Raw genomic sequence first — 22,129 nt, 5'->3', positions numbered from 1 at the left:
TAGAAAGCAAAAAAACCGTCGTTTGACGGTTTTTTAGTAGCTTTTCTGGAATTTATTCCTAATGATGATCGCGGATGAATTAAGCACGAACAAGGTAATGAGCAAGACGATAATCGTGGCCGATGCCAAGTTTGCATATTCCGCTACGAGAGACGAGTCGAGTGTCCAGTAGTAGATTTGCATCGGTAGCACTGTGAATCGATCAAGAATGCCGCCCGGGAAAGGAATGAGCAAGGCGGGTATTCCAATGACGACAAGAGGAGCAGTTTCCCCGATTGCTCTTGATAGGGAAAGAATCGCGCCTGTCAAAATACCAGGAAGGGCGGCTGGCAAGATGATCCGCTGAATCGTCTGCCACTTGGTGGCGCCGAGACCGTAGGAACCTTCGCTCATTTGGCTTGGAATGGCACGAATTGCTTCTTGGCTTGCCACAATGACGATTGGCAGGATGAGTAATGCCATCGTAAGTCCGCCTGCGAGTACGACATTTCCTAAATCGAGCATCCGCACGAAAACGGTCAGTCCTAAAATACCATACACAATAGAGGGAACCCCTGCCAGATTAGCAATGTTCGTTTGAATCAAACCGACTAGGCGGCCTTTCTTCGCATACATTTCCAAGAAGATGGCTGTGCCGACCCCGAGAAACATTGTAACAGGGGCAACGACAAGCATGAGCCAAAACGTTCCGAGAATGGCACCCATAATACCGGCGCGTTCCGGTTGAGTTGAAAGTTTACCGGTAAGGAATTGCCAATTGATAAATTGAATTCCTTGAGAGAACACTTGATAAAACAAAACGGCGAGTACGCCTAATCCGAAAAAAGCGGATAGCATGAAGAGAAGCTTGGCGAATTTATTCGCTCCAATACGGTATTTCATCTTTTTCATCATCACTGTTTGATTGCTAAGTTGCATATTAGTATTCCTCCCTGAATTTCCTTGAGACATAGCGAGCTAACAAGTTCATAAGAAGGGTGAATGCGAACAGTGTCATGGCAACAGCATACAGACTGTAGTACACAGTCGATCCGGCAGGCGCATCGCCGCCTGTCACTTCAACGATATAAGCAGTCATTGTCTGCATGGATTGAGTCACGTCAAATGTGAAGTTCTTTGTGCTGCCGCTTGCGATTGTCACGATCATCGTTTCCCCGATAGCGCGCGAAATTCCTAAAACAAAAGAGGCGATAATACCGGATAGAGCTGCTGGAATAACAACTTTCCTTGTCACTTCAAGCTTAGTGGAGCCTAACCCTAAGGCACCTTCCCGCATGCTTTGCGGTACGGAACTCATGGCATCCTCTGAAAGGGAAGCGATCATCGGGATGATCATGACACCCATCACAATGCCGGGACTTAGTATATTTGTCGATTCTAATGAAGGAATTAAGTTCTTTAATGCAGGCGTGACAAATGTGAAAGCAAAGAAACCGTAAACGATGGTTGGAATGCCTGCGAGTAGTTCCAGCATTGGTTTAAGAACTTTCCGTACACGGGCTGATGCATATTCGCTTAAATAAATGGCCGCCATTAATCCGATTGGCGCCGCCACCAGCATGGCGATAAGAGATGAAATAACCGTACCCGTTAAAAGAGGGAGCACGCCGAACTCAGGATTTTGGCTGAGTGGTTTTAAGACGGTTCCTGTAAAAAAGTCCGCAATCGGAACCCGTTTGAAAAATTCAACGGTCTCAGATAATAAGGTGAACACAATGCCGATTGTCGTAATGACGGAGACCGATGCGATTAAAAAGAGAACGACGGGAATCCCCTTTTCGACCTTGCGTTTGATGTGCTGGGTTTTGCGGTTATGATCAATAACTTCACGGATGCTAACATCTTTTTTAGAGAAACCGCCATTTACCATAATGATAGTACTCCTTCCAAATTGCTATTTTGATAAGAAATGAGAGCTGATAGCAGCTCTCATTCTTGAATCGATTATTTTAGGCCTTCAAGGAAACTTACATTATCTTTCACTTCAGCTTCCGGAATCGGTGCAAATCCGGTTTCTCCGGCAAACTGGTTGATGTTGTTCATAACATAGATGGCATAATCCAAGACTTGTGGCTTTTCTTTCGCATGGTTCACGTTCAAGTATGTGAATACAGGACGTGTGAAGTCTGCGTAATCGCCATCTTCTGCAATCGTTTCAAGAGCCGGCTCGACAGGTCCGTTGCCAAAGTCAACGTTCACTGCTTGCAATTTATCCTTGTTATTGACGTAGTAGCCAAAACCGAAGAACGCAATTCCGTTTTTATCTTCCGAAACTAGTTTTACAAGCGTCGAATACTCTTGTTGCAAGTTTACAGAGCTGTTCATATCTTGTTTGTCCAAAATCTTTTCATAGAAGAACTCATAGGTTCCGTGGTTTTCATTTGGTCCCATTGCATTAATTTTCTCATCCGGCCATTCCGGATTAATATCCGACCATTTCTCTACGCCGCCATCAGCAAGGAAAATGCTGATCAGCTGCTCAGGCGTCATTTCCTTCGCCCAGTCATTGTCTTTATTAATAACGAATGTTAAACCGTCTAATGCCACTTTCAATTCTTTCACTTCAATGCCAAGCTTCTCTGCTTCTGCCGCTTCTTCGTCTTTAATTTGGCGAGATGCGTCATTGAAGTCCGTTCCATTATCCACTAGGAATTTCTTGAAGCCTGCGCTCGTTCCCGCGCGGCTGACTTCGACAGAAACGCCTTCTTGTTCGTTTGTCATATATTCTTCAGCAATGCGTGCCATCAGCGGATATACAGTACCCGACCCGTCAATCACGACACTTCCTTCAAGTGTTGCCGCTTTTTCCTGATCCTCTTTACCTGTGGCCTCTGCCGAGGAGTTGTTGTCTGATGAGGAGCTCTCTTCCTCTTTTTCTTTGTCTGTTCCGCATGCCGCCATGATGACAGCAAATGCAGCAATGATCATGAATAAAAGAACTTTGTTGAACTTCATTCGAATTGTCCTCCCTAAATGGCTTTTGTCTTAAAGGCATCGCCTTCAATTCATAGTATAGGGGCCGTTTGTAAAGCGAGTATGGGAAACTTGTAAAGGTTTCGTAAAGGGTTTCTAGTAGTGATAAATTCGAAAACACCAGATAGAAGTATCACAGCGGCAACAGTTTTTACTAAGGTAAACTTTCTAGAAACAATAAAAAACATCCGCTGATTCGCGGATGCTGTGGTTTAGCCAAATCGGCCGTTAATATAGTCATCAGTTAGCTTGTCTGATGGGTTTGTAAAAATGGTGGATGTTCGATCACACTCAATGATTTCTCCGTTTAGGAAGAACGCAGTGCGATCAGAAATGCGGGCAGCTTGCTGCATATTGTGCGTAACAATTGCGATAGTTACATCATTCTTAATAGATTTGATCAGTTCTTCAATCTTATGAGTCGAGACCGGATCCAAAGCGGACGTCGGTTCGTCCATGAGAATCACTTCTGGATCGACGGCAAGGCATCGTGCAATACAAAGCCGCTGCTGCTGGCCGCCCGATAATCCGTATGCACTTTTGTGAAGACGATCCTTCACTTCATCCCACAAAGCAGCCTTTTTCAAGCTGTCTTCTACAATCATATCGAGCATTGCTTTGTTTCGGATGCCGTGAACGCGAGGGCCAAATGCGACATTTTCATAGATGGATTTAGGAAAAGGATTAGGCTTCTGGAACACCATGCCCACTTTCGCGCGAAGCAGCTCAACAGGCATCGCATTGCCCAGAATATTATTCCCTTTGAATGTGACACTGCCGGAAATATTCACATCTGCCACGATTTCCACCATACGATTCAACGTCTTTAAATACGTGGACTTTCCGCAACCGGACGGCCCGATAATGGCTGTCACTTCTTTTTCATTTATATTCATCTCTATATTTTTCAAGGCGTGTGATGTGCCATACCATAAATTCAAACCATGCGTTTCATAAATCGGTTTCTTCCATGTCTCGTTGTTCACGACACTGAATGGCGCTTCTTTAATCCGTTCTTTAACTACCATTTTTGAATGGCCTCCCATATTATTGAGGTTTGTTTACTCATTGTACCCGCGGATTGTTGAGCTTGTATGAAGGCATTGTTAAGAGTTTGTAAATGGTGCTCTTTTTTGATGTTGAGATAGGTGGGGCGGTGGTAAGAGGGGGAGAGTCGGTGGTAAAGAGTTGAGAAACGGTGGTAAAGGGTTGAGAGTCGGTGGTAAAGTGGCGCAGGTCGGTGGTAAAAGGTTGAGAGCCGGTGGTAAAGGAGCGTAGGTCGGTGGTAAAAGGGAGAGTCGGTGGTAAAGTGGCGCAGGTCGGTGGTAAAGGGTTGAGAGTCGGTGGTAAAGTGGTGCAGGTCGGTGGTAAAAGGGAGAATCGGTGGTAAAGTGGCGCAGGTCGGTGGTAAAAGGTTGAGAGCCGGTGGTAATGGAGTGCAAGTCGGTGGTAAAGGGTTGAGAGTCGGTGGTAAAGTGGCGCAGGTCGGTGGTAAAAGGTTGAGAGCCGGTGGTAATGGAGTGCAAGTCGGTGGTAAAAGGGAGAATCGGTGGTAAAGTTGCTCAAGTTGGTGGTAAAAGGTTGAGAGCCGGTGGTAAAGTGGCGCAGGTCGGTGGTAAAAGGTTGAGAGTTGGTGGTAAAGGAGTGCAGGTCGGTGGTAAAAGGAGACTTGGTGGTAAAGGTGTCCAAGCCGGTGTAAAGGAATTTCAATTAACCTCTCGCCCGATCTAAATAGAAGGAGGCCAGGCAACTCGATGCCAGGCCTCCAATAACAACATCAATCAAAAATATAATGCAATGCTTTCACGGCTTGATCGACAGTTTCCACTGTCACGTGGGCTTTGCGGGAAAGCTCTTTCAACGGATGGTGCAATTGTTCTGGACGGACTAAAATGAGCGGCTTGCCTAGAACGATGGCGCTGCTGGCGTCCATGGCGGTGTTCCATTGTTTGTATTGTTCGCCGAATAGGGCGATGACGAGGTCGGCCTTTTTCAAGAGAATTTCAGTCCGCAGGTTGTTGAAGCTGGATGCGGCGGCGTCCTTGAAGACAGCGTCAGGCTGTTTGCCGAGAATTTCTTCACCGATGTTGTCCGAGCGGTCGTGATCTTCCATCGGGCCGACGAAGTCGATGGGGAGCTGGAGTGCCATTACTTTTTGTTTGATTTCCTCCCGCCAGGATGTGTGGATTTCTCCTGCCAAGTACACGGTAATTCGCATGATACGATCCCTCCCAAGTATGATGCTTTCATTATAGCACTGGTCTAAAAGGATTGCCGGATGTTGCATGAAAGTTTAGAATAAAGGGAGAAGAGGGGGATCCAAAATGAAGACAATTTGGCATAATGGAACGCTGTACACAATGAATCGAGAAGGCGAAACCGTGGAAGCATTGCTGACGGAAAATGGGAAGATTACAGCAGTCGGCACGTATGACGAACTGGCGCCGCAAGCGGATGCCGAAGTGGATCTCCAAGGAGCCGTGCTCTATCCAGGCTTTATTGACAATCATATGCACATGATCGGACACGGGGAGAGGCTGCTCCGGCTTGATTTATCGAAAGCTACATCCGCAGATGACATGCTGGATCTATTGAACAATGCCTACCCTGATATACAAGAGGATGAATGGTTCATTGGTGAGGGTTGGAATGAAAACAATTTTGCTGACCGCCGGATTTTAACGCGGCAGGAATTGGATGAAGTGACAAGCTCGCCGATGGTCTTGAAAAGAACGTGCAGACACGCGGCGCTTGCCAATTCCAAAGCGCTGGCGTTAGCTGGAATCACGAAAGATACGCCAGACCCGGTGGATGGAGTAATTGAGCGTGATGCAAATGGGGAGCCGACTGGTTTCTTGAAGGAAGGACCGATGGACCGGCTGCTCCGTTTAGTGCCGGAGCCGACAGAGCAGTCTTTGACAAAGGCGCTTGAGAAGTCGGTGGATGACCTCCATTCCTTAGGGATTACGGGAGCGGTTACGGATGACTTAGGGTATTACGGAGACTATCGAAATCCGCTCAACGCATTCAAAAATGTCATCGGGAATGACAAGAAGAAATTTAGAGCGCATTTGTTGCGCCGTTCTACTGTGTTTGAGCAATTAATGAAGGATGAAGCGGCATATGATGAGCCATGGATCCACCCGGGTGAAATGAAGTTCTTCGTCGATGGCGCATTGGGAGGCAGTACGGCTTTGCTCAGTCAACCTTACGCGGATGATCCTTCGAATTCCGGAACGGCTGTACTGACAGATGAAGAAATTGATGCTCATGTGGCATTGGCCAGGAAGTACGGGGAAGCAGTCGCCATTCATTTAATTGGGGACGCGGCTGTAGATAAAGCGCTTGATGCGATAGAGAAGCATCCGGTTCCAGAAGGGAAACGCGACCGCCTTATTCATGTCAATGTATTGCGCGATGACTTGGTAGAGCGTATGAAAAAGCTGCCTGTCGTTCTCGATATCCAGCCGGTATTCGTTTCTTCTGATTTTCCATGGGTAATGGAACGACTTGGCGAAGACCGTTTGGACTGGGCCTACGCTTGGAAAAGGCTGCTTGAGGAAGGCTTTATTTGTGGAGCGGGATCAGATGCACCGATAGAAGAAGTCGATCCATTGCTCGGCATTTACGCGGCTATCGCTCGCAAGAAACCGGGCGCTGCGCATGAAGGTTACTTGATGAAGGAAGCATTAACTCCTTTTGAAGCGGTTGGTTTATTCACAACAGGCAGTGCGGCAACGATTGGGAAGTCTGAATCTCGCGGCAAGCTTGCACCAAAATTTGATGCGGACTTTACAGTATTGAATGCAGACCTGTTCTCTATTCCGACAGAAGACATCCCGAATACGGATGTTGTCATGACGGTCGTGGCAGGCGACATCGTATATAAAAAATGAAAGAAGCACCCGATCGCATTAGGATCGGGTGCTATTTAAGGTGTTTATTATCCTCGGTACGGCCACCAGACGCCGCGTCCGAACGACACCGTAATGGCTGGAATGAGCAACGGCAAGATAATCAAACCATACAGCAATAATCCGGTGATGACGATTGTTGCAATCTGGACAAGGCTGAGTACGCCGGACGGCATCATGGCACCGAATGTGCCCGCCAAAATGACGGCGGCCGTAATGATGACCGTTCCCATTTTCGCCATGGAGGTTACCAGGGCATCCCGGACGTTCTTTCCGTTAATGCTCTCTTCGCGGAACCGATCGAGCAGGAAGATCGAATAGTCCACGCCGAGCGCGATCAACATGATGAACCCGAAGAATGGCACGGCCCAGCTGATACCGTCATAGCCAAGGCCGTTCACGAAGATCAGCTCCGTAATCGATACGGACGTGTAATACGTCAGCAGGAGCGAGCCGATCATATAGGCCGGCATGATCGCGGAACGGAAGAGAATGAACAAGACGACAAACAAACCAACGAGCATAATGGTTACGGTACGGGTAAAGTCTTTCGTCGAGATATCGTTCAAGTCTGCGTTCATGACTGAGATTCCGCTTAACGCGACATCCGCATTTTCAAAAGGTGTTCCGATGACAGAACGCTCCATCGTTTCTTTTATATCATGAACAGTCGAAATAGCTTCCCTTGAATACGGATCCTGCTCCAGAATGACTTCAAGAATTATCCCGGTTTTATTATCAATCGTATAGCGGTCTAATACTTGTTTGAAGTCATTATTATCGAGCGTACCTTCAGGAATGAACAATCCGGTATCCCGGACACTCTTGGAATCACCCATGTCATGGAGCATGGCAGATAAATCCGAAAGGCCTGAATGGATTTCACCAAGACCTCCATTTGCAGCTTCCACCCCTTTAGCCAGCTCCGTCAATCCGCCGGAAAGGGCGCCAATCTGTCCAGTTGAGCCATCCAGCTGGTTGGCGGCGCCATACAAACTGTTGCTTACTTTTTTCAGTTCACCGCTCAATGCTTTCAATCCGCCGGCTGCTTGATCAGCCGGCATTCCTTGTTCCAGCCCGCCTGCAATTTGACCAAGCTGTTCATTTATTTTCCCGATGCCGCCCGCGGCTTGACGCAATCCGGCACCACCTGAAGAGGCAGCTGATCCGGCAGGCAATTGACCTGTTACTTCATTCAAACCACCTTGTACTTGCTTGAGTCCTTTTTGTACCTCCGCTAGACCAGCAACGGCATCATCCAACCCATCTGCCATCAATGTAAGTTGATGATCTACATACAGGTCCTCGAGCAATTCGCCAGTCGGCCGCGTGATCGTCCGTACGCTCTTAACCCCATCCACTTTCTCGAGATCTTTACTGATGGATTCGAGATACGTAACATCTTTTTCAATCACAATCGGTTCATTCTTTTTCAGAATGACCTGGACAGGCAATGAATCGCCCTCTCCGAAAGCTTCCGATATCCGGTTCAATCCCATGACCGACTCCTTGCTGTCATCGATTTCATCAACTGTGTTGAATGAAAGATCGTTATCATACGTCAGCAATAGTGGAATCGAGATAATCGCCACAATGAGCATCGACAGAAGGGGACGGGAGACCGACACTTTACTAAATGCAATCCAGATTTTACTGTCTTTATGGGAGGCGGCCCCTTTGGATGGCCAGAACAACTTATCCTTCAATAAAACCATGAACAACGGAACGACCGTGTACAAGATGACAAGCAATACGGCGATACCGACGGCTACCGCGACAGCCGATTTGAATATCGGGAAATCAGCAAAACCGATTGCCGCAAAGCCAATAAATACGGCTGTCGCGCTAATGAATAATGTCCGGCCGGCTGTTTTATACGTGTTAAGAATGGACTCTTCCACTTCATGGCCCGCGAGCAACTCTTCCTTATAGCGACTGAGCAAGAGGATGCAGTAGTCAGTGCCAAGGCCAAATAAAATGGCCACTAAGAAAATTTGGGTATAGTTCGACACAGGAAAGCCGAACCAATCAATGAAGAAGGCCACGAGTGATTGGCTTAGCAAGTAGGAAATCCCGACCGCCAGCAATGGAACGAATGGTGTCACGATCGAGCGGAAAACAATGAGCAACAGGCCGAAAATGAGGATGACTGTAATCAATTCCGTCTTTTTTAAGCCTTCTTGTGCACTGACATTCACGTCATTGTTTATAATGGCTTCGCCCGTTAGATAGACAGTTTCGTCTTTCGGCAAGATGTCAGCATGGATTTTATCCGCCAGTTCAATGATTTCTTCATGGGAACCATCTACTGTGACGGGGACGAGAATAGTCTTCTTGTCTTCAGACACAAGCTGTGCTTCTAGTTCTTCATTTTCGAAAGGATTTAGAACAGCCTTGACTGGTTTGCCGAGTGATTCGATTTTCTTGGCAACAGCAGAGACATCTTGCCTGCGTGCGTCATCGACTGGTGTATCAAGAGCATAAACGAGAGATATCGTTTCTTCAGAAGCGCCAGCCTTCTCCAGAATATCAGCTGCTTTTTGTGAATCTGCTGTATCCGGCAACTGAAATGAGCCTGCATTTTCCGCTTGCTTGGCAAGATCGGGAGATAGAATGAAAAGCGCTGCTGTTAGGGCGAGTAAACCGATAAAAATCGGCCACTTGAATTTTAAAACGAGTTTCATAGTTACATTCCTTTCATCTGTAAAATATCTTTTAGTTTACGGAACGTTTTTACGAACGTATCAATTTCTTCTTCAATGATTTGGTCTTTAAATAACTTCTCAATACTCTCGTAAACAGCTTCATCCGATTGCTTGAGAATTTCAGCTCCAGAGGAAGTCAGTTCAATCACTTTTGTACGCTGGTCATTGAGATCCTTGGATGAAGAGACCAATCCTTTTTCCTCTAGCTTCCTTAAACGGGTCGAGACGGCGCTTTTATGGACCCCTTGGATTTCAGCTAATTTTCCATTTGAAAGCGGTCCTTGTGTCGAAAGTATTTTAAGCACCTGAATCTGCTCAGGCGAATACTCATTCCAAATATCAACATCGACAGATTTGATAACATGCTCCGTGCCGTAAATCATAACTTCTTCAAATAATTCAATGGCTTCTTTTAATTTCTCTTTCAAACTAGTAGACCCCCTCAACTAATAAATATAGTTTAGGGGGTCTACTACTATTCGTCAATCTTTCAACATGGCGGTTCTTATAATAAAAGTGAACGGGTTGCGGCCGAGTGGGGTTTTTATTGATTGTGGCAATTTAGTGACAGCCGTTCGTCCAATAGAAGCAAATAGAAAAGACTGCTGCAAAGCCATCTGGCAAGCAGCAGTCTTCCGCGTATTACTCTTTTTCAGTCAACGGAACTTTCCATTGTTTTTCAACTGGGTAATAGCTTCGTTTTGTGACGAGATAAAGCGTCAATTCCTCCGGTACTTCGTGTAAACCTTCCAACACCAAATCTAGTTTTGCCTTATGGCGTCCGTTTTTATCTTTCTCATCCAAAATGGAACCATTGAAGTTGCCTGGATAGCTATTTCCTTGATCGTCTACAGCAATCCAGCTGCCGAAATCATCATCAAGCGAGTCCATGCCGCCTTCCATTTTGATGACAACGGAGTTATCTTCGCTAAAAAGAGGCTTTTTCACGCTTTTGATCGTTAAATGGCTTCCTTTATAGCTGAATGAAACAGGATCTTTTTTAATGTCTTTCGGTTTAAATGCAAGAGAAAGGTCAGTAGGCTCCGTTTTATAGACTCCATCCAATACAAAGGTCAGTTGTTCTTCACCTTTAGGGACGAATGAATCAATCCAAGCGGTGCCTCCTGTGATGTCGATATCCTCTCCGTTTCCTTGCCGCATGCCGGTTTCCTCACCGGTGGAACGACCGGCGGAGTAGATGACGTCACCTTTTGCATTTTCAATATGATAGGCAATCGAGGTGTTGTTTCCGAAGACAAGCGAATCTAAGCTATCTTTACCGAACATGTCCTCAAACTTCCGTTTAGCCTCTTCGGAGTTCTTGCGTTCCTCTTTCGTGAAAACAGTCTCGTACGATAAATCTATTGAGGAAGGTGCGATTTGCAGCTTTTTCAGATCGATTTGGACCCCATGATGGACACCAGTGGCATTCTTCAAATCCATCCTCTTTGTCAGTTTGCGGTTCTCATGCAAATCGACAGGGACTTCCAGCTGCCAGTTGCCTTTTATTCCATTAAGTTCATCGAGATTAAAACGAACCGTTATGCGCTCCACATCGCCATGACTACGCAAGGAGAATTCGATGTTGCCGTAATCGCTTCCTTCTTGCCAGCCGGTACCCCATTCTTCCAGCGGCTGGCCGTTTTGATCTGTTGCTGTGACCGTATTGCCCGATTCGTAAAATCGTAGATCGGTATCCAAAGCCTTGCCGTCTTTATTCAACACTTTGTATGAAAGCGAGACTCTGGACGAATCGGCAATGATGTCTTCTACAACAAACGTCAGCCCCTGATCCTCGGTTTGTAAATTCACTCGCTGAGCCAAACCTGCATCCGCTGCTATTTTTAATCCGTTGTCGACTTGGTCAGTGGAGAACAAGCCACCAATGAATTGCGCAAAGCTAGGGTTAAGACTGGCACCGATGCCGACAGCCAATAGAATTCCGGCAGCTGCCGCGGAAACCTGTTTCCAAGCGCTGAATCGCCGCTTTGTTACAGGTTGTTCGTAAGGCTCTACTTGATCCAATACCATGTCTGCGAAGTTATCAGGCAACATCGGTGTCTTCAAAGTCTCTTCCAGGAAGGCCTGTTCTTCTTGGTAAGCAGAAACAACAGTTTGACAGGATCTGCATGTCTCTACATGTCTCTTGATTTCTGCATGCTCCTCGCTTGGCAGCAATGAATCAACATATTGTGAAAGTTTATCCCCCGTTGGACAATTCATGAAAATAACCTCCTTCACGTTTCACGGTGTCTCTCATCTTTTTCTTCGCCCGATGCAGTTTATTCCGAACGGTAGACAAAGGCACGCCCAGTAGTTCAGAAATCTCTTCATAACTGATTTCGTTTACATAGCGGAGAAGAATGATGAGTCGTTCGTCTTCCGGCAAAGTGGAGATCAGTCGCTCCAATTGACGGCTTTTCTCTCTTTTTAAAAATACGATTTCAGGATGATTTGGGTTGATGATCGCTTCTTCTTCCAATTGCACCTGCACAGTGGAATACCGCTTTTTTCGAAACTCATCCATGCAATGATTGATGGCCACCCGGTAGAGCCATCCGGAAAAAGCGCCGCCTCCATCATATTTGTGCAGATTGCGGTACACTTTAATAAAAGCATCTTGTACAAGATCTTGAGCGTCCTGCGGATTTTTAGTCATCCGCAAAATGGTCGCATACAATGGGTTTTTATATTTATTAATAATGTTAGCGAACGCTTGCTTATCGCCTGCCAATACTTGGCGTATCCAAAGCTGCTCTTCTTCCATGGTGACCTCCTTGCTTGAAACGGACATGCGCATGTCTTTCTTTGTTTCATTCAGTATAACGGGTCGAGTGGTGAAAAAATTTCATTTAGATGAAAATTAGTTTGAACGGCAGAAGCCAGGGCTGAATAACAGAAACTAGAGATAAAAGTAAGAATCCGGATGCCAATGCCAGAAAAACTGGGACGCCAGATAATCAAGTCGAACGCCAGAAACCGTAGCCGAACGCCAGATAATCAAGTTGAACGCCAGAAACCGTGACCGAACGCCAGATAATCAAATCGAACGCCAGAAACCGTAGGTGAACGCCAGATAATCGAGTTGAACGCCAGAAACCACGGCTGAACCCCAGATAATCGAGTTGAACGCCAGAACCCGTGGCCGAACGCCAGATAATCAAATTGAACGCCAGAACCCGTGGCCGAACGCCAGAACATCAAGTTGAACGCCAATAACTCGAAACGAACGCCAATAACTCGAGCTGAACGCCAATAACTCGAGCTGAACGCCAATAACTCGAGCTGAACGCCAATAACTCAAGCTGAACGCCAATAACTCCGGCTGAATGCCAATAACCCAAGCTGAACGCCAATAACTGGAGTTGAACGCCAATAACTCAAAATGAACGCCAATATCTCCAGTCGAACGCCCCAAAAAACCTTACTAATCGTAGGAGTAAGGAAACCATAAACAGTGGGCTTCCGTGCTACACTAAAAGAAATGCAGATGGAAGGGACGAATGTTCGATGAATCCATGGCACGAACGTTTCGATACAGAGGAATATGTTTATGGAAAAGAGCCGAATCAGTTCGTCATCGAGGCGGCGAAGCAGTTACAGAGAGGCAAAGTGCTATGCATCGCGGAAGGGGAGGGGCGGAATGCCGTTTATTTGGCGACGCTTGGCTTTGATGTGACGGCATGGGATTATGCCCAGTCGGGTCTGGACAAGACACAGAGATTGGCAAGGGAAAAAGGAGTGGCTGTCAAGACGGAGCTGCATGATTTGGCAGATGTGGAGTGGGGATTCGAACAGTGGGATGCCATTGTTCACATCTTTGGCCATTTTCCCGAAAAGGTGATGAAACGAACAATAGAGGGAATTGAGCAGTCACTGCGACCGGGTGGCTCTTACATCAGTGAGCTCTACACGAAAGATCAACTGCGCTATGGAACAGGCGGGCCGCGTGACGAGGCATTGTTAATTAAACCGGTAAACCTGCTGCAAAGCTTTGAAGGCTTTTTCATTAAACATTTTCATATAGGAGAAGTATTTCGCGAGGAAGGACAGCTCCACACAGGGAAAGCCCATGTGGTACAATGCATATTTCAAAAAAGAAGGAGAGACGCATAATGGACGGACGGAATAGAAGTGACGTAAAGCCCGGGCTGCGAGTGAATGTCATCTTAAAAAAGGATCAGCGGTCTGGTACAAAAACGGAAGGCGTCGTCAAAGATTTGTTGACGAATTCCAGCTATCATCCGCATGGCATTAAAGTACGCCTGGCTGATGGTCAAATCGGCAGGGTATGTGACATTTTGGAATAAAAGCATAAAAAGAGTGCAGACACAATCCGTGTTTGCACTCTTTTCTCTTATTCGATTGATTGAGGTTCAGCTTTCTCCTTTTTAGCGACAGGAATAATCAGGTTTAATAAAACCGTAGCCAGCGCGCCTACTGTGATGCCGGATGACAGGATATAGTTGGCCCAGTCCGGAACGTTTGCCAATACTTCTTTCGGAAGTACTGTGACGGCAATTGTCAAAAGGATTGGAATGCCGATGACCATCATATTGCGGTCGTCAATCACAATCGGTTGAATGACTTTCATGCCGTTCGTAACAATGGCTACACAGACAATACCGAAAATCCCGTTGATGACAGGTTCAGGAATGCACGTAATGGCAGTCGACAGTTTAGGAACTAGGCCAAGACAGACGAGAATCCCCCCGCTGACCATGATGACGGTCCGGCTGGCAACACCTGTAATTGCAAGAAGTCCGGCATTGGAAGAATAGCCGGTCATCGGTGTACTGCCGACGAGCGAACCCGCCAGACAGCCGAGCCCTTCTCCAAACGAAGCGCGGTTTAACCGCTTCTCGTCTAGTTCTTCTCCAGTTACTGTCGAGACGACAAACCAGGTGCCAGTCGTTTCAATCAAGATAATTAAATAGACGAAGATCATAGATATGATAGCTCCGGTATTAAAGACCGGTTTACCAAATGGCAATAGCGATGGCAAGGAGAACCAGGCTGCATCCCGGACAGGAGAGAAATCAACGGTTCCCAGAATGCTTGCCGTAATGGTGCCGCCAACGATTGCGAGAATGACAGAGACCAGGCGGAAGAAGGTACCAATGCCGCCAAGTCTCCGGCCGAGCAGCATACAAACAATCACAATGACAGCTGAAACGGAAGCTACTATAATATTCGTGCCAATGCTGCCTTCGGCAAGGAAAATATTATTCAGGCCGATCGGCATGAGCGCAATTCCTACGATGATAATAACCGTTCCGCCAACGAGCGGGGGTATCGTTTTGCGAACCGCTTTCGCAAACCATTTCAGAGGATAGCCAAGTAGGGCGATAAAAATAGCACCGGGAATCAAACTCCCTGCAATAGCGCCAAGTCCCAATTTACTGCCGATTGCCGCAATGGCGCCAACCGGAACATAGGACGGCCCTTGCACGACAGGGAGCTTGATGCCGGCACCGGTTTGAATCAATGTGGCAATGCCTGTTGCGAAGAAACACATTTGGATAAAGAAAGACGTATTTTCTACTGTTAAAGAAAGAAGTCCTGCAATGATGATCGGGGCGATATATAAGTCCATCGCGAGTACGTGCTGTAATCCGAGAACCAAGGCTTTTGGGGCGCTTACTTTTTCATTGACGCCAATAATGATGCCATCCGGTTTCTTTTCCATAGTTGCTAACCTCTCTTTTTGGCTTATTACGAACTTTTCAAGTGAATTATATAGTTTTTATTCGGTTTTGTATATAAAAAACGAACAAAAAAATATATGCATTAATTATAGTTCGTGTTTAGGGTTGACGTGCTATAGAATTTTCCCGTACTATGTAGGTAGATTGATTAACCGCAAAGGTCAAAAAACACGCAAAACAACCAAAGAGCAAAGCAGACAGAAGGAGCGATAAAAATGATTGATGATCAAGTGGTTCTCGAAGATTGGCTAGTTGCATGCCGTTCAGAAGACGTCAAGGAGTCGCCGATCCAAGTCGTATTAATGGGAGAACGTCTGGCGATTTTCCGCAACAGCAAAGGGGTTCACGCCTTCAAGGATCTTTGTATCCATAGAGGGGCAGCCCTCTCGCTAGGAGAAGTGAAAAATGACTGTCTCGTCTGTCCGTATCATGCATGGGAGTATGACGATGAAGGGGCATGCGTCCATATTCCACAGCTTCCGGAAGGGCGGGCGATTCCGAAAAAAGCGAAGGCCACATCGTATGCATGCGCAGAAAAGTATGGATTGATCTGGGTGAACCTTGCGGGTAATGATCCTGAGCTGTTTGAATATAAGCCAATGAACGATGAAACCTACCATCATGTCATTTGGGGTCCTCAAGAAGTGGTTGCAAAGCCGCCGCGCATTATCGAGAACTTTCTCGATGTCGGCCATCTTGCGGTCGTTCATGTTGGAGCACTGGGTACGGAGTCACACCGGGAAGTGCATGATTACAAGGTGCACAAGGACGGAGATCGTATTTTCTCCGATGAAATCGCGATTTATCAGCCGGATCCGGATGGCTCGGGTATTCCGAAATATGTGTACTACACCTATGAAATCCATCGACCATTCACGGTCAGCTTTACGAAGAGAGACAAGGAAAACAATACACTGATGACCATCCTGCTGACAGTTCGCCCAATCGACGAGGATCGTTCCATGGCGTATGGCATCCTGTCATTTAATTACGATACAGGTCTCAGTGATGAAGCATTGATTCAATTCCAAGATGAAATTTTCGCACAAGATAAGCCGGTCGTGGAAAATCAAAAACCTGAAGAATTGCCACTCGATTTGCAGGTAGAACTGTCGCTTGTCTGTGATCGCATGAGTATCGCCTATCGTCAGTATTTAAAAGAACTCGGCGTGAAAATGGGAACTGCATGAGTAGGAAGAAGGCACCGGAGAAATCCGGTGTTTTTTTATTTTTCCAATAGATTTACTGTATACTAGTGCTTTAAGTGATTGTTAAACGGGGGATGGGAATGGAAGTTGTTCTGGAAGTTTCTAATGTTGGAAAAGAAGTAGCCGGGCGCACGTTATTTCAACGTGTTTCGTTTTCTTGTACACGGGATACCATTTTATTCGTTCAGGGGGGGAATGGCTCGGGGAAGAGTACGTTGTTGAAGATTCTGGCCGGTATTTATGAACCGACCGATGGGGACGTACGATGGAACACAAACAAAATTGGCTATGTCCCTGAGCATTTTCCAGAAGGGCTGCGCTTTAAAGTGAAAGAATATTTATTATTGACAGCTTCCTTCCATACTTCTGCGAAGGAGAGTGAGTTGCTCCTTACGAAGTACATGGATCTTTTCGGATTAAGTTCATTTCAGAATACCCCTCTCGCCAATTGCTCCAAAGGGACAAAGCAGAAGGTCGGTATTATTCAGGCTCTCCTCATGCAGCCTGATCTCCTTCTATTGGATGAACCCCTTACTGGATTAGATCAAGACGCGCAAAAAGCATTTGTCAGCCTGTTGCATGAATTACGAGGGCAGATCCCAATTATTTTCACCGCACACGAGGATGGCCCAATTACACAGGTTGCGACAGAGACGTTACAAATAGAAACTGGAAAAATGAGCGTCTATCAGCCACAATGGCATAGGAAACCGCAAAGACTGATCCGCGTGAAGTTCCAAGACGAACGGGATTTGGCGTTCGTGCCATCTGACCGCATACACTTTGACGGAAAAACGGCGGTCATTACGGTGGAAGAGGATAAGAGTGACAACCTGTTACGAAAACTGCTCGGAGTGGATTGCTCCATATTGGAAGTGAAGGTGAAATCATGATTCAGCCGGGTTTTATTCAATATCAAATGAAAAGCTACCTCCGTTCTTTGACTTTCATACCGCCTGTCACTCTTTTCGGAGCTTGGGTCATTATTTTTTATACATACAGTGGCGTTCCGATTATGAGCAGCTATGTCATAACAAGTGTTTCGATGTATTTAGTCATGACATGGGTAGCAATGAATGTTTTTTCATTGGAAGAGGAAACCGAGAAAAACTTATTGATTGTCCAGCTGAAAGGCAAGCGTGCATTTTTGATCGGGAAATGGGTCGTCTGTTTCCTAGTTGCTGCTGTCCTGGGGTCTTTCGCTCTCGTATACCCGCTCGTTTTTTCAATATTTAAGGAGCCGATTCAACCAGTCCAACTCATGGCGGCCATTTACGGTCATCTAGTATGCGCGTCCTTCGGAATATTGGTCGGTTCCTTCTTCTCGACCTTGAACATAGAGTCTAAACGATTTGCCTGGCTTTCCGCCATGTTTGTCATCGTTATTTCATTGGCAGCAGAAGGGATTGTCGAAAAGGCGTCCTTCTTCAAATGGCTGTTGCTGCCGTTTCCGGCTATTTATCAAGTTATCCTTCACTTTACGGATGACACGCCCTATGTGGTTGGTGATAGTTTTTGGCTGGATACGCTATGGGTAATGGTTTATGTGGCGGCAGGCTTATTCCTGACTATGAAATTATTTCTAAAGAGAGAATAAACTCCCTATATGACGGTTGTCTAGGGAGATGGGTAAGAGTTGAGAAAGTAAAGCTTTAGTGAAATCGTAGAGAAGTCTGGCTACCTACCTGTAGGGGAATGAAGAAACGATGAAGAAAAGAAATACTATTATCTTGTCTATTTTTATACCGCTCCTTATATTCGCCGTAGTTCTCTCGATTATTTGGTATCAATTCTTTTACAACACGCAACGGCTGCCAGAAGGGGTCTTTTTAACAGAGTCGGTCTCGCCCGGTGGTGATTATACGGTAAAAGCGTACTTGGTCGATGGGGGAGCAACCGTTTCTTATGCGGTGCGGGCTGAAGTGGTTTATCATAGAAAGAAAGATAAAAAGAAAAATATTTATTGGCAATATCGGGAGGAAGAAGCTTCAATTGAGTGGCTGGATAGCCATACAGTGCGCATCAACGGCAAGGTGTTGGATGTCAGGCGAGATGTGTATGACTGGAGAAAAGACTAGGAGGGGATGGATTGTGGCGGTTGTGCTTTGGCAGGCAGCATTGATCATATCAATTCTATTGTTCTTTTTTGGTTTGTTGACGAGGCAGAAGCGAGCATTGCTTTTATGTGCTGTTATGTTTTTGCCAATCTCGTATTATTTTTGGGGAGTCAACCATGCAGTTAAATGGATAGCATTATTTCCTTTACTACCTCTGCTGCTACTATTTCTTATCTACCGAGGAGAAGGGAGAGTGCATGAATGAAACTGTTGGAACTGTTAGGTATTGAGCATCCGATCATCCAAGCTCCGATGGCGGGTGTGACGACGCCTGAATTCGTGGCGGCATCATCGAACTTTGGCGTGCTCGGTTCGATTGGGGCGGGCTATTTGTCTGCAGATGAAACGCGGGAGTTTATTCAAGCAGTAAAGAAGCGGACGAAGAGGCCGTTTGCGGTGAATTTGTTTGTTCCAGAAGAAGTGCAAATGGAACAAGAGCTGTACGAGGAAGCATATGAGGCATTGCAGCTAATCGGTGCAAAGCTGGGGATGCCATTATGGGACGTGACGCTTTCTGTTTCTCAATTTGAACAGCAACTGGAAGTAATTATTCAAGAAGAAGTGGATGTCTGTTCGTTTACATTCGGATTGCCAAAGCCAGGTGACATAAAAATCTTGAAAGAAGCGGGTGTCCAATTGATCGGCACGGCAACTTCGGTCGAAGAAGCGCTTGCTGTCGAGAAAGCGGGGCTGGATGCTGTTGTCGTGCAAGGCAGTGAGGCAGGCGGGCATCGAGGTTCCTTTATTGGGTTACCTTTGATTCCTTTGCAAACATTGCTGCAAGATGTGTCCAAGGCTGTATCCATACCAGTCATCGCAGCAGGCGGAATTGCGGATGTGGCACGGATGAACCAAATGCTGACCTATGGAGCGCAAGCTGTGCAAATCGGGACCGCCTTGCTCGCCGCCCGAGAAAGCGGGGCGCATCCTCTGTATAAACAGGCAGTATTGCGGGCTCAAGCGGGAAGTACCGTACTAACTGATACCTTCTCCGGAAAAATGGCGAGGGGCATTCAGAATGAATTTATCGAAATGATGCAGAACGCACCGATCGCGCCGTATCCAGTCCAAAACGATTTAACGAAAAAGATACGCAGCGAAGCGGGGAAACAAGGGAAGCCGGAATTCATGTCTATGTGGGCGGGTGAACAGGTGCATGCCACAACAGAAGGAACCGTCGAGGAAATTTTACAGAAGTTCATCAGCTGACGACGAAGCATTTCAATGCCTATTGTGCATTGGAATGCTTTTTTATGTATTCACGATAGAATCCTAAGTTTTTGTTATACATTTACAGTACGAAGTGAGGCGGTAAGGTTAACCATAATATGGAATCTGATGTCCAGTCTATTTTCTCTTTGCTCATCATGTACATGTTTTCGCCATAAATGAATCAAAAGGTCTAAAATTGCAAGGATACTTGTGACTTTTTGGAAATAAATACTTATATTTCGAGTCGGGATGGCGAAGTGTTATGTGGTGAAAATTGGAGAATATGACCAAGACCTCATTACCCTTTTCCTATCCGGCAATTACGCGTTTTTAAAGTTTTTTGACAATGAATTTAAGGATGTGTTATTGATTACAGTAAGTACCTATCTTTTTCATAGATTCATAGTTGAAATATCTGTCGTGGGTTATGTGATTCCACGCAGTTATTTTATAAAAAATTTTTTGAATGGAGAGATGAAGCATGTCAGGAATTATTCGCGTCACACCCGCAGAACTATCGGCAATGGCAAACCGTTATAACCACGAGTCTGGAGAGGTCGCTTCTCAAATCGGACGTCTTGATGGGATGATCGGTGAATTGCAATCGGTCTGGGAAGGTGCTTCCAGCGTTGCGTTTGCTGAACAGTATGAGCGTCTTAAGCCGCACTTCAATGAAATGAGAGAGTTATTGAGCGAGATTGGAATCCAGTTGAATCGCGCAGGAGAAGCTCTTCAAGACGCGGATCAACAAGTTGCAAGTCAAATTCGCGGCTGAATGCATTCCATATGTTACGTATTCGGAAGCGTCTTTCTGTTAAGTGGAAGGCGCTTCTTTGCTTGGAGGGAGAAGTCTCGTGTATGTAGAAGTGACAATTGATGTGAAGCGGTATGGAGCCGAGGAATTCGACCTTCGCTTATCCGATTTGCATAGCTTGAAGAAGTTAATCGATATCGCCTGGCAGGTCCGTTCCATTTCGGAAAAGCAGCGGGAAGGGCATTGGATTCGAGTTGTCAATAAAAATAAGGCGTATCCGGGGTACCTGACGCTGGCCGAGTGCGGCATTACGACGGGTGACCGGGTGGAAGTCATGTGAGGGGAATTGGGATGTCGAAACAGAAAAGCTCCTATTTCGAAAGTTTAATCGATACGGAAGTGCGCCGGGAAGAAAATCAAATCACCTTGTCATTTCAACGGGAACGGATTGGTCTCAAAAGCCCGTCGGTCGTCCAATTCCTAAGCGAAGTCGAACCGGAAATCCCAAAAGCGATTACGACGACAGATGATGAATTGATTATAACGGCAAGCATTCCGGAATTGCATCAGCCATTTGAGGCGTTGCGCCAAGAGAATATGAAAACGAGATGGATCTTTGCCCACCAATTAATTGAGAAGGTGGAAAAGCATCCTTATGATCGCATTACGCTGGCGGTCTGTCCTGAAAATATCGTGTACAACACAGGAATGACACCTTATTTCATACATTACGGAATGATCGATGCCCTGCCGCCGATGGAAAAGAATCCAGACCGCGTCTGGGTCGAAACAAAAGCTGCGGTCGCTGCGGCGGTAAGCAACTCTAGAACGTTTGACGACTATATCAAATACCAAGATGCTCTGCCGTTAAACGCAGTGGAGCAATCGATCCTGTCTGCGAAAGATCCGGAAGAGTTGAGGGTGTTTTGCAAGAAACAGATTCAGCTGATTGAGGAGAATGAAAAACGTTATATCAAGCTGCCGAAGAAGAAATGGAAGTCATGGAAAATTACAGCCATCAGTCTAGGTGCCCTGCTAGTCCCTGCACTTATTTTCGTATGTTATTACTTTATCTATACTAAACCGACGACAGATGCCTATATGACGAGCCACCATTTATTTTTGGCGCATTGGTACAGTGAAGTAGTTACGACGCTGGAACCTCTTCAGGTGAACAAAATGCCTTATGTCGTTCTATACGAAGCCGCCCTTTCTTACGTCACGAATGAACGGCTGGATGAGGAACAGAAAAAGAATGTTCTTTCTAATATTACCTTGCAGACCGATGAGGATTATTTGAAGTACTGGATCTATATCGGGAGAGCGGAAGCGGAAGAAGCGGTGGATTTGGCCCGGTCCATGGAGGACGGGGAATTAATCGTCTACGGGCTGTTAAAAAGACGGGAGGAAATCCAAGCAGATCGGGATTTGACCGGGGAAGAAAAACAGCAACTGCTGCAAGATATCGACCATGAAGTAGAAGAGTATGAAAAGTTAATGGTAGAAGAAGAGGACGAAGAATAAAAGAAACCGCCATT

At 46.1% G+C, this 22,129-nt stretch carries 25 protein-coding genes; 13 read left to right on the top strand and 12 right to left on the bottom strand.

Translation table 11 applies throughout. The features are described from left to right. Positions 1-33 precede the first annotated feature (33 nt). From pstA to pstB, 4 genes are all read right to left on the bottom strand, one after another. Positions 34-918 (bottom strand): phosphate ABC transporter permease PstA, encoded by an 885-nt coding sequence (gene pstA, locus L7D49_RS18215; RefSeq protein WP_238083592.1) that lies wholly within the window; start codon positions 916-918, stop codon positions 34-36. Between the two features lies 1 nt (position 919). Continuing rightward, entirely contained in the window at positions 920-1,870 is a 951-nt protein-coding gene (pstC, locus tag L7D49_RS18210; RefSeq protein ID WP_238083590.1) for a phosphate ABC transporter permease subunit PstC, read from the bottom strand. 74 nt (positions 1,871-1,944) lie between these two features. Further along, a complete protein-coding gene (locus L7D49_RS18205; protein WP_238083588.1) occupies positions 1,945-2,955 on the bottom strand; it encodes a PstS family phosphate ABC transporter substrate-binding protein in 1,011 nt (336 codons plus the stop codon). Positions 2,956-3,185: 230 nt separating this feature from the next. Further along, positions 3,186-4,001, bottom strand: a complete 816-nt coding sequence (pstB, locus tag L7D49_RS18200; RefSeq protein ID WP_207959088.1) for a phosphate ABC transporter ATP-binding protein PstB — start codon at positions 3,999-4,001, stop codon at positions 3,186-3,188. A 336-nt stretch (positions 4,002-4,337) separates the two neighbouring features. Here pstB and L7D49_RS18195 point away from each other — a divergent pair, with 336 nt between their 5' ends. Together L7D49_RS18195 and L7D49_RS18190 are read left to right on the top strand one after the other, a co-directional pair. After that, entirely contained in the window at positions 4,338-4,529 is a 192-nt protein-coding gene (locus L7D49_RS18195) for a hypothetical protein (RefSeq protein WP_238083586.1), read from the top strand. Continuing rightward, on the top strand, positions 4,504-4,704 hold the full coding sequence (locus L7D49_RS18190; RefSeq protein WP_238083584.1) for a hypothetical protein: 201 nt from the start codon (positions 4,504-4,506) through the stop codon (positions 4,702-4,704). Before L7D49_RS18195 ends, L7D49_RS18190 begins: the two co-directional genes overlap by 26 nt. Before the next feature lie 46 nt (positions 4,705-4,750). Here the strand turns inward: L7D49_RS18190 and L7D49_RS18185 are convergent, their stop codons facing one another. Beyond that, entirely contained in the window at positions 4,751-5,191 is a 441-nt protein-coding gene (locus L7D49_RS18185) for a YtoQ family protein (protein ID WP_238083582.1), read from the bottom strand. A 106-nt stretch (positions 5,192-5,297) separates the two neighbouring features. Between L7D49_RS18185 and L7D49_RS18180 the strand changes: the two genes are divergently transcribed. Then, on the top strand, positions 5,298-6,869 hold the full coding sequence (locus L7D49_RS18180; RefSeq protein ID WP_238083580.1) for an amidohydrolase: 1,572 nt from the start codon (positions 5,298-5,300) through the stop codon (positions 6,867-6,869). A 47-nt stretch (positions 6,870-6,916) separates the two neighbouring features. Here the strand turns inward: L7D49_RS18180 and L7D49_RS18175 are convergent, their stop codons facing one another. The 6 genes from L7D49_RS18175 to L7D49_RS18150 form a co-directional block, all read right to left on the bottom strand. Beyond that, positions 6,917-9,571 (bottom strand): MMPL family transporter, encoded by a 2,655-nt coding sequence (locus L7D49_RS18175; RefSeq protein WP_238083578.1) that lies wholly within the window; start codon positions 9,569-9,571, stop codon positions 6,917-6,919. Positions 9,572-9,573: 2 nt separating this feature from the next. Next, positions 9,574-10,020: a MarR family winged helix-turn-helix transcriptional regulator gene (locus tag L7D49_RS18170; RefSeq protein WP_238083577.1), complete on the bottom strand. Its 447-nt coding sequence runs from the start codon at positions 10,018-10,020 to the stop codon at positions 9,574-9,576. Positions 10,021-10,234: 214 nt separating this feature from the next. Beyond that, complete coding sequence (locus L7D49_RS18165) at positions 10,235-11,815, bottom strand: DUF4179 domain-containing protein (RefSeq protein ID WP_238083575.1); 1,581 nt, start codon at positions 11,813-11,815, stop codon at positions 10,235-10,237. Further along, a complete protein-coding gene (locus tag L7D49_RS18160; protein ID WP_238083573.1) occupies positions 11,793-12,359 on the bottom strand; it encodes an RNA polymerase sigma factor in 567 nt (188 codons plus the stop codon). Before L7D49_RS18160 ends, L7D49_RS18165 begins: the two co-directional genes overlap by 23 nt. A 193-nt stretch (positions 12,360-12,552) precedes the next feature. Next, positions 12,553-12,756, bottom strand: a complete 204-nt coding sequence (locus tag L7D49_RS18155; RefSeq protein ID WP_238083571.1) for a hypothetical protein — start codon at positions 12,754-12,756, stop codon at positions 12,553-12,555. Further along, a complete protein-coding gene (locus tag L7D49_RS18150; RefSeq protein ID WP_238083569.1) occupies positions 12,753-13,010 on the bottom strand; it encodes a hypothetical protein in 258 nt (85 codons plus the stop codon). Before L7D49_RS18150 ends, L7D49_RS18155 begins: the two co-directional genes overlap by 4 nt. Before the next feature lie 92 nt (positions 13,011-13,102). Here L7D49_RS18150 and L7D49_RS18145 point away from each other — a divergent pair, with 92 nt between their 5' ends. Then, complete coding sequence (locus L7D49_RS18145) at positions 13,103-13,708, top strand: class I SAM-dependent methyltransferase (protein WP_238083567.1); 606 nt, start codon at positions 13,103-13,105, stop codon at positions 13,706-13,708. Beyond that, positions 13,708-13,902, top strand: a complete 195-nt coding sequence (locus tag L7D49_RS18140) for a YwbE family protein (protein ID WP_238083565.1) — start codon at positions 13,708-13,710, stop codon at positions 13,900-13,902. Before L7D49_RS18145 ends, L7D49_RS18140 begins: the two co-directional genes overlap by 1 nt. A gap of 47 nt (positions 13,903-13,949) precedes the next feature. Here the strand turns inward: L7D49_RS18140 and L7D49_RS18135 are convergent, their stop codons facing one another. After that, positions 13,950-15,281, bottom strand: coding sequence for a uracil-xanthine permease family protein (locus tag L7D49_RS18135; RefSeq protein WP_238083563.1), 1,332 nt, complete (start codon positions 15,279-15,281; stop codon positions 13,950-13,952). A 234-nt stretch (positions 15,282-15,515) separates the two neighbouring features. Here L7D49_RS18135 and L7D49_RS18130 point away from each other — a divergent pair, with 234 nt between their 5' ends. The 8 genes from L7D49_RS18130 (at position 15,516) to essB (ending at position 22,115) form a co-directional block, all read left to right on the top strand. After that, positions 15,516-16,490, top strand: a complete 975-nt coding sequence (locus L7D49_RS18130) for an aromatic ring-hydroxylating oxygenase subunit alpha (protein ID WP_238083561.1) — start codon at positions 15,516-15,518, stop codon at positions 16,488-16,490. Positions 16,491-16,588: 98 nt separating this feature from the next. Then, positions 16,589-17,401, top strand: a complete 813-nt coding sequence (locus tag L7D49_RS18125; protein WP_238083559.1) for an ABC transporter ATP-binding protein — start codon at positions 16,589-16,591, stop codon at positions 17,399-17,401. Further along, positions 17,398-18,105, top strand: coding sequence for a hypothetical protein (locus tag L7D49_RS18120; RefSeq protein ID WP_238083557.1), 708 nt, complete (start codon positions 17,398-17,400; stop codon positions 18,103-18,105). The genes L7D49_RS18125 and L7D49_RS18120 overlap by 4 nt, the downstream gene beginning before the upstream one ends. Positions 18,106-18,214: 109 nt before the next feature. Then, complete coding sequence (locus L7D49_RS18115; RefSeq protein WP_238083555.1) at positions 18,215-18,586, top strand: DUF5412 domain-containing protein; 372 nt, start codon at positions 18,215-18,217, stop codon at positions 18,584-18,586. Positions 18,587-18,826: 240 nt separating this feature from the next. Beyond that, the gene (locus L7D49_RS18110) at positions 18,827-19,834 is read left to right on the top strand and encodes an NAD(P)H-dependent flavin oxidoreductase (protein ID WP_238083553.1); all 1,008 of its coding nucleotides are present in this window, start codon (positions 18,827-18,829) and stop codon (positions 19,832-19,834) included. A gap of 484 nt (positions 19,835-20,318) precedes the next feature. Next, complete coding sequence (locus L7D49_RS18105; protein WP_207959066.1) at positions 20,319-20,612, top strand: WXG100 family type VII secretion target; 294 nt, start codon at positions 20,319-20,321, stop codon at positions 20,610-20,612. Positions 20,613-20,691: 79 nt separating this feature from the next. Further along, positions 20,692-20,931 carry an ESX secretion system protein YukD gene (gene yukD / locus L7D49_RS18100; RefSeq protein WP_238083624.1) on the top strand — a complete coding sequence of 80 codons (240 nt, stop codon included), beginning with the start codon at positions 20,692-20,694 and terminating at the stop codon, positions 20,929-20,931. An 11-nt stretch (positions 20,932-20,942) separates the two neighbouring features. Then, positions 20,943-22,115, top strand: a complete 1,173-nt coding sequence (essB, locus tag L7D49_RS18095) for a type VII secretion protein EssB (protein ID WP_238083551.1) — start codon at positions 20,943-20,945, stop codon at positions 22,113-22,115. Positions 22,116-22,129: the final 14 nt, after the last annotated feature.

This window comes from Sporosarcina cyprini, from assembly GCF_022048975.1.
Taxonomy (GTDB): Bacteria; Bacillota; Bacilli; order Bacillales_A; family Planococcaceae; genus Sporosarcina; species Sporosarcina cyprini.
The sequence above is the reverse complement of the archived record's forward strand: the minus strand, read 5'-3'. Positions and strand labels throughout refer to the sequence as shown.

Excerpts from the sequence above, each read along its gene's own strand:
- pstA (WP_238083592.1), bottom strand. The coding sequence starts at position 918 with ATGCAACTTAGCAATCAAACAGTGATGATGAAAAAGATGAAATACCGT.
- pstC (WP_238083590.1), bottom strand. The coding sequence starts at position 1,870 with ATGGTAAATGGCGGTTTCTCTAAAAAAGATGTTAGCATCCGTGAAGTT.
- L7D49_RS18205 (WP_238083588.1), bottom strand. The coding sequence starts at position 2,955 with ATGAAGTTCAACAAAGTTCTTTTATTCATGATCATTGCTGCATTTGCT.
- pstB (WP_207959088.1), bottom strand. The coding sequence starts at position 4,001 with ATGGTAGTTAAAGAACGGATTAAAGAAGCGCCATTCAGTGTCGTGAAC.
- L7D49_RS18185 (WP_238083582.1), bottom strand. The coding sequence starts at position 5,191 with ATGCGAATTACCGTGTACTTGGCAGGAGAAATCCACACATCCTGGCGG.
- L7D49_RS18180 (WP_238083580.1), top strand. The coding sequence starts at position 5,298 with ATGAAGACAATTTGGCATAATGGAACGCTGTACACAATGAATCGAGAA.
- L7D49_RS18175 (WP_238083578.1), bottom strand. The coding sequence starts at position 9,571 with ATGAAACTCGTTTTAAAATTCAAGTGGCCGATTTTTATCGGTTTACTC.
- L7D49_RS18165 (WP_238083575.1), bottom strand. The coding sequence starts at position 11,815 with ATGAATTGTCCAACGGGGGATAAACTTTCACAATATGTTGATTCATTG.
- L7D49_RS18160 (WP_238083573.1), bottom strand. The coding sequence starts at position 12,359 with ATGGAAGAAGAGCAGCTTTGGATACGCCAAGTATTGGCAGGCGATAAG.
- L7D49_RS18145 (WP_238083567.1), top strand. The coding sequence starts at position 13,103 with ATGAATCCATGGCACGAACGTTTCGATACAGAGGAATATGTTTATGGA.
- L7D49_RS18140 (WP_238083565.1), top strand. The coding sequence starts at position 13,708 with ATGGACGGACGGAATAGAAGTGACGTAAAGCCCGGGCTGCGAGTGAAT.
- L7D49_RS18135 (WP_238083563.1), bottom strand. The coding sequence starts at position 15,281 with ATGGAAAAGAAACCGGATGGCATCATTATTGGCGTCAATGAAAAAGTA.
- L7D49_RS18130 (WP_238083561.1), top strand. The coding sequence starts at position 15,516 with ATGATTGATGATCAAGTGGTTCTCGAAGATTGGCTAGTTGCATGCCGT.
- L7D49_RS18125 (WP_238083559.1), top strand. The coding sequence starts at position 16,589 with ATGGAAGTTGTTCTGGAAGTTTCTAATGTTGGAAAAGAAGTAGCCGGG.
- L7D49_RS18120 (WP_238083557.1), top strand. The coding sequence starts at position 17,398 with ATGATTCAGCCGGGTTTTATTCAATATCAAATGAAAAGCTACCTCCGT.
- L7D49_RS18115 (WP_238083555.1), top strand. The coding sequence starts at position 18,215 with ATGAAGAAAAGAAATACTATTATCTTGTCTATTTTTATACCGCTCCTT.
- L7D49_RS18110 (WP_238083553.1), top strand. The coding sequence starts at position 18,827 with ATGAAACTGTTGGAACTGTTAGGTATTGAGCATCCGATCATCCAAGCT.
- L7D49_RS18105 (WP_207959066.1), top strand. The coding sequence starts at position 20,319 with ATGTCAGGAATTATTCGCGTCACACCCGCAGAACTATCGGCAATGGCA.
- essB (WP_238083551.1), top strand. The coding sequence starts at position 20,943 with ATGTCGAAACAGAAAAGCTCCTATTTCGAAAGTTTAATCGATACGGAA.